The organism is Lacihabitans sp. LS3-19 (assembly GCF_024343575.1).
Classification (GTDB): Bacteria; Bacteroidota; Bacteroidia; order Cytophagales; family Spirosomataceae; genus Leadbetterella.
In genome coordinates this window covers 70903-77521 of the sequence record NZ_RJUA01000011.1, presented here as the reverse complement: position 1 = coordinate 77521, position 6619 = coordinate 70903, and the positions used below count along the sequence as shown (strand labels likewise).

General features: G+C 37.1%; 1 protein-coding gene. It reads left to right on the top strand.

The features are described from left to right. A partial coding sequence (locus EGI22_RS10445) for a Calx-beta domain-containing protein (protein ID WP_255068276.1) occupies positions 1-6549 on the top strand: 6549 nt, incomplete at its 5' end. Between the last annotated feature and the right edge of the window lie 70 nt (positions 6550-6619).

The following is a 6619-nucleotide window of genomic DNA, read 5'->3' as shown; positions in this document are numbered from 1 at the left end:
ATTACTATTAATTCTAATGGTGGTGCTCTTGGAAGCGGCCAAACTATAGATGCAAATGGTATTGTAAACGGACTTAATTTTATAGGAACACCTTTAGATGGTTTATATTTTCAAAGTCTAACTTTTAATACTGTTGATGGAGATGGCTTGGGTGGGGGAAATGGTTTGGTATATCTGGAGATTGATCATGTGAATTTCACAACGACAGTACCAGTAACTAATACTTATGCAATAGCAAATGCTAATTTTTCTGAAGGAAATGCTGGAACAACAGTAAATACCTATACTATTACAAGATCTCTTGGAACTTTGGCAGGTTCAGTTCAGATTCAATCATCAAACGGTACCGCTACTGCAGGTTCAGATTACGTGGCAGTACCATTAACTACCGTTAATTTCCCGATTGGTTCTTTGTCACAAACTGTAAATGTAACCATCAACGGAGATGTAACTTTAGAACCGAATGAAACGATTAATATGACGCTTTCTAATCCCACAGGTGGTACCATTAGCTCGGGTTCAGCAATTATTACGATTTTAAATGACGATAGTTTCATAGAAACCTTTGAGGATGAAACAAATCTCGCTAATACATTCACAGAAGGTGGCGTGAATTTCCAGAGTACTGGTAAACTGGGGATTTCAAAAACGGTCTCAGCAATTGGTTCTGGTAGTTCATTCGGCTTTTTAGATTCGAAAGCTCCGTATGCAACGGGAAATCAAGGATCAATTGAAGTGACGACTGCAGGAAAGACCTTTAAAATGTTAAGTGTAGATTTATGGTCTTCGCTCAATTCGGGAAATTCTTTTCCTGCAACTGCCTGTACAGTTACTTTTACGGGTTTAAAAGAAGATGGCATCAATACTGTTTCTCATTCGGCAAGTATATCTCCTACAGGTTTAAATGGATTTGAAACTGTTAATTTTACTGGAACTCCATTTGATAATATTCCTTTGATTAGCATTTCTTTTAGTGTTTCTGGTTCTGTAAATTATCTTGCAATAGATAACTTTAATTTTGCTCCTTCTAACATTACTACCACTCAGCTATCTATTAATGATGTTAGCCTATTGGAAGGTACTTTAGGTGGTAATACTTCAGCAGTTTTTACTGTTTCTCGTTCTAATAATAGCACTGCATTTTCTGTAAATGTAACATCTTCTAACTTAACTGCTTCGGCAGGATCTGATTATACTGCTGTAAACACTATTTTGAATTTTTCCAGTGGAGGTTCTTTGTCTCAAACTGTAAGTGTTCCAATTATTAAAGATGCGTCCGTTGAGTCAAATGAAACTTTCAATATGACACTGTCGAATGCGACTAATGGTACATTTTACCTTAAAAAAGTAGGCCTTGGAACTATAAATAACGATGATGGAGGAATAGGTGAAACTTTTGAAGATGAAATTACTAATGCAAACATATTTACTCAAAATTCAGTCACTTTTTCCGCTACTGGAGGTTACAAAGTAGCTGGGGCTATTGGGGTTACTGACGGAAGTGGATCTTCATCATATTATTTGTCTTCAAATAATAATATAGTGGGTAATATGGGTACTATTACGGTTACCTCGCCCAATGTCGCATTTAAAATTAACACTTTAGATGCTTGGGTTGGTACAAGCTCCACTTCTTTCTCTTCCGGACCAGTAACATTTACTGGAACATTGTTTGGCGGCGGAACAGTTACTACAACTGTAACAATTACTGCAACTAATAATACGGGAACGGGCTGGCAACAAAATATTTCCTTTACTGGTACATCTCTTGATAATGTTTTATTAACTGCAATCCAAGTTAGTACCGGGGGTAGTTTAAAAGCCTGTGATATTGATAATTTTAACTTTAACATTGTTGATGTCTCACCTGTAATTGAAGTAACAGATGCCTCAAATAATCCTATTACAAATGGAGGAGTAGCTGGGTCAGCCAACAATACGGACTTTGGAGCGGCGTGTATTACAGGCGGATCAATAAGTAAAACCTATACTATCAAAAATACTGGTAGCTCAGCCTTAATTCTTTCTGGGAGTCCACTGGCAGTCTTAGGCGGTGCAGATGCTGGTCAGTTTTCTATTTCGCCTCAGCCTACAAGTCCGATTGGTGCTGGTAATTCAGCTACATTTACGGTGACATTTGATCCAAGTTCTGCTGGTGTGAAAAACGCAACTATAACACTTACAAGTAATGACGCCACTAACAATCCATTTGTTATAAACATAAAAGGCACCGGAAATGAAAATCCAAATTTGACATTAGGTACAATAACAGATATTTGTGCTGGTTCTAATTCATTTACAATACCTTATACAGCAACTACTGGCACTCCAACCACTTATTCTATTTCAGGTACTGGTATAACAACGGTAACGGATGCATCTTTACCTGTATCACCAATCACTGTAAATTTGAGCAGTGCAGCCTCATTTGGGACAAATCCATCTTTTACTTTAACAGTGAAAAATGCAACTGGATGTACTTCTGATAATATATCAGGAGGTGTGACTGTTTTGGAAGCACCGACCCTTTCAAAAAATGCAAGTATGGATATTTGTGAAGGAGCAACTTCATTTACTATTCCTTATACAGCTACCACAGGTAGTCCAACCACTTATTCAATTTCAGGAATTGGCATAACAGCAGTTAGCGATGCCACTTTGCCAGCTTCTCCAATTACAGTTGACTTAAGTAGTGGTGCCTCGGGTTCTGGTATATCCTATATTTTGACCGTTAAAAATGCAAATGGATGTATATCTGCAAATATTACTGGAAGTGTGAATGTGAATCCTAAACCTACTTTGGCTAATAGTGCCAGTCCTACAATATGTGCAGGTGCAACTTCATTTACTATTCCATATACTTCAACTACTGGTACTCCAACGACCTATTCTGTTTCAGGAACAGGTATTACTACTGAAACTGATGTAATTTTGCCCGCAAGCCCAATAACCGTAAATATAAGTGACGGTGGTGGTGCATCTGGAACCTCTTATTCATATATTTTAACATTAAAAAATGCTGCAGGGTGCTCTTCAAGTGATATTACTGGTAATGTTTCTGTAAATACAGCATTAACTCCAACTGGCCCTTCGGCAAGTCCATCCTTAATATGCACATCGGGTGTAGTTACCTTAAGTGCATCGGGTTGCACAGGAACACTATCGTGGTTTGATGCATCAGACGACTCTCCAGTTAGTAATACGCCAACAGTAAGTTCGAGTAAATCTTATTATGCCAAATGTACTGTTGGTAGCTGTGTAAGTGATGCTTCGAGCAATGTAAACGTTACGGTTGTAACCCCACTTACAGTTAATCCTGGCAATGTTGATATTACTTGGACTGGTGCGTTTAGTAACGATTGGAACCAAGCCTGTAATTGGAATCCAGCATGGGTGCCTACCGAAACCAATGGAAAAGTAATTATACCTGTTACATCTAATAATCCTTTAATATCGGGATCAACAGCTACTGTTAAAGTTATTGATATAGCCTTTAATGCAAGTTTGGAAATTTCTACAACTGGAGTTTTGAACGTAAGAGGAAACGGAGGTACGGACATGGGAATAAAAGTGGAAGGAGCATTATTAAACCACGGTACTTTGAACTTGGAGTCGGCAACAGCTACCGCTGCTGAGGTTTGTATTTATTTAAAAGGAGCAGGGAATCCTTATTTTGAGAACTATGGAATCACAAATATAAATAGCTTAACCGAAGCTTTTGAAGTAGGGGCAGCTGTTGGTGCAAGTATTTTGAATGCCTCTGGGACTAGTGAAATTAATATTAAAAACGGAATTGGTTTTAGGATTAATCTGCCTACTGACAATTTAACTTTAACCAACCATGCTTTAATTAAATATACGGGTTCTGATCTTGCATTTAGTTTTCAAGGCACAGTAAATGTAAGCAATACTGGAAAAATAGAAATAAATTCTGGAACAGGAATTGTGAATCCTCTTGGATCATCAATAACCAACCAAGGTTGTGCAGAAATAATCATGCAATCTGGTGCATACACAAATGGTGGAAGTACTTTAAATCTTGGATTGATTCAAATGCCCAATTCGTATGATTTTTCAAACACTGGGACATTTACGAACAGTGGAGTTTTGAAAGCAAACACAATTTTAGGAATCACAAATAACAAACTTGTAATTGAAAATACTTGTCCGATATTTACAATCGGAGGTACAAATGATTTTGTTATAGACGGAATATTTACGGATGCTTCGGCAACTAGTTCTGCAGGGGTTTATACTGCCTTAGGGAATGTTTTTGTCGCAGGGAATTCTTTACCGGCTGGTTCACAAACCTTATATGTAAAAGCGACTCAGAATGATTGTGGTAGTATTTGTACCAAAATTGTTCCTTTTGATTTTGTAAATGAGATACCTACTTCAGTATCGATTAGTCAAACTAGTATTTGTGAAACGTCAAGTGTTACTTTGAATGCTACTTGTGCTTCTGGTACAGTAACTTGGTATAGTTCAGCGTCTAGCACAGTAGTTTTAGGTACTGGTGATGGATTTAGTTTGACACCAGTAGTTGGGACAGCTTATTCTTATTTTGCAGCTTGTGAAACGGCAAATTGTAAAAGCAGTAGAATTGAAACAAGCAATACGCTTACAGTTAAGGTTAAGCCATCTGCACCTATATTAACTCCTCCAGCAAGTCTTATAGTTTGTAGTACAAATACATTGTCTATTTCAGCTTCTTGTGCTACAGGAACTGTTTTGTGGTCAGATAATTCTACAGTTGATCCTTTAATTCTTTCTGCTGTTGGAACTTATACAGTTTCTGCTAAGTGTGTTTTGGATGGTTGCGAAAGTGACGCCAGTGCTGATGTGACAGGTTTAGAAATAGGACTTGTTCCAGATGTCCCAGTGGTCGTAAATCAGGACGTATGTTCTGGTGGTAACATAACTCTTGCCACGACGTGCAATTCTGCAGGAAGTAATCCAGTTTGGTTTGCTGACAATTTGGGTACAGTTTCTGTTAATCCAGTATTGACGAATGTTACAAATACATTTACCTATTATGTGGCCTGTAAAGGACCGAGTCCTACAGACTGTCAAAGCAATCTTTTGCCACATATCTTAACTGTAAATACACCATTAAATTATGTAGTGCAGCCAGCAGATTATAATTATGTTTTTGGATGCCAAAACAGTACAGCAGAAATAATTATTAACTCAATTAACATTGCAGGCAGCCCAATAAACTACAAATGGCAAATAGATCAGACAGGAACTGGCTTTGTAGATATAGTCCCTTCTGCTACTTATTCAGGAATCGACAAAGACACACTTAAGATAAATATGGTGACGTTGGGAATGGAAGGATATAAGTATAGGGTTATTTTGTCAAATGCTTGTAACACGATAACTGCGGATACTTCAACACTTAAGGTTAATGTTTTACCAACAATAATCACACAGCCAATTGGTCAAACAGTTTGTGTAGGCAACCAAACTACCTTATCAGTTGTGGCCAACGGTTCTGGGCTTTCTTATCAGTGGGAAGTTAATACTGGTTCTGGATTTGTAAATATTTCTAACGGCGTAAATTATACTCAGGTAAATACGCCTAATCTTAGGATTACAGATATTGGAAATGGTTTCAATAATAATATTTATAGATGTAAGATTTTTAATTCATGTATTTCAATTAACTCAGATCCAGCTGCATTAATAGTAGACCCGACAATCACTATTTTAGGGCAACCTATTAACAAAACAGTTTGCCAAAATGGAACAGTTTCTTTCAATGTAGTAAGTGTTCATTTAAGTAGCGGAGCTATAAATTATCAATGGCAGGTAAGTACAAATGGCGGTATAACATACTCTAATGTATCGAACAATACTATATATGCTGGGGTCCAAACCAATACTTTGACTTTAAGTAACATTCCATATTACTTAAATAATGCAAAATTTAGGTGCTTGATGAATAATTACTGCCAATCATTTGGAGCAGCTTTAAGTGTAACGCCAGTGGTTACTATTACCCAAAATCCAAGCAACGTAATTATTTGTGAAGGTAATTTTGCTAGTTTTTCAGTAGTTGCAGCAGGCGAAGGATTGACTTATCGTTGGCAAGTGAAGTCAGGCCCAAGTTTTGTAAATATATTGGATGGAGGAATATATCAAGGTGCTACAAGTTCTACTTTGCAAATTGCTGGTGCTACTGTAGCAGACAATGGCAAATTATACAGATGTGTGGTTACAGGGAATAGCTCTTGTGATGTAAGCCCTAAAACATCTTTGGCAGGATTGTTGAATGTAGGTACTTCGGCTGAAGCTTTAACTATTCTTGCTGCCTCCCCATTAAATACCGGAAATGTGATTTATCAAGCGGTTGGATATGTTTTAGGAATCAATACAATATCGTCACCAGCAGTTGTTGAATATAGAGCTGGAAATGCGATACTGCTGAATCCAGGATTTCAAGTAGAAACTGGAGGTGTTTTTAGTGCAAAAATTCAAAATGCTTGTTTAAACAATGTTTTTGCTTTGCCAAATAATAGTTTGCCCAAAAAGATTACAAAATGATAAATAAATAGAAATTGATCTCAGATATAATTTAAAAGGAATCAATATTCTAAGTCCAAACTTTAAAGAA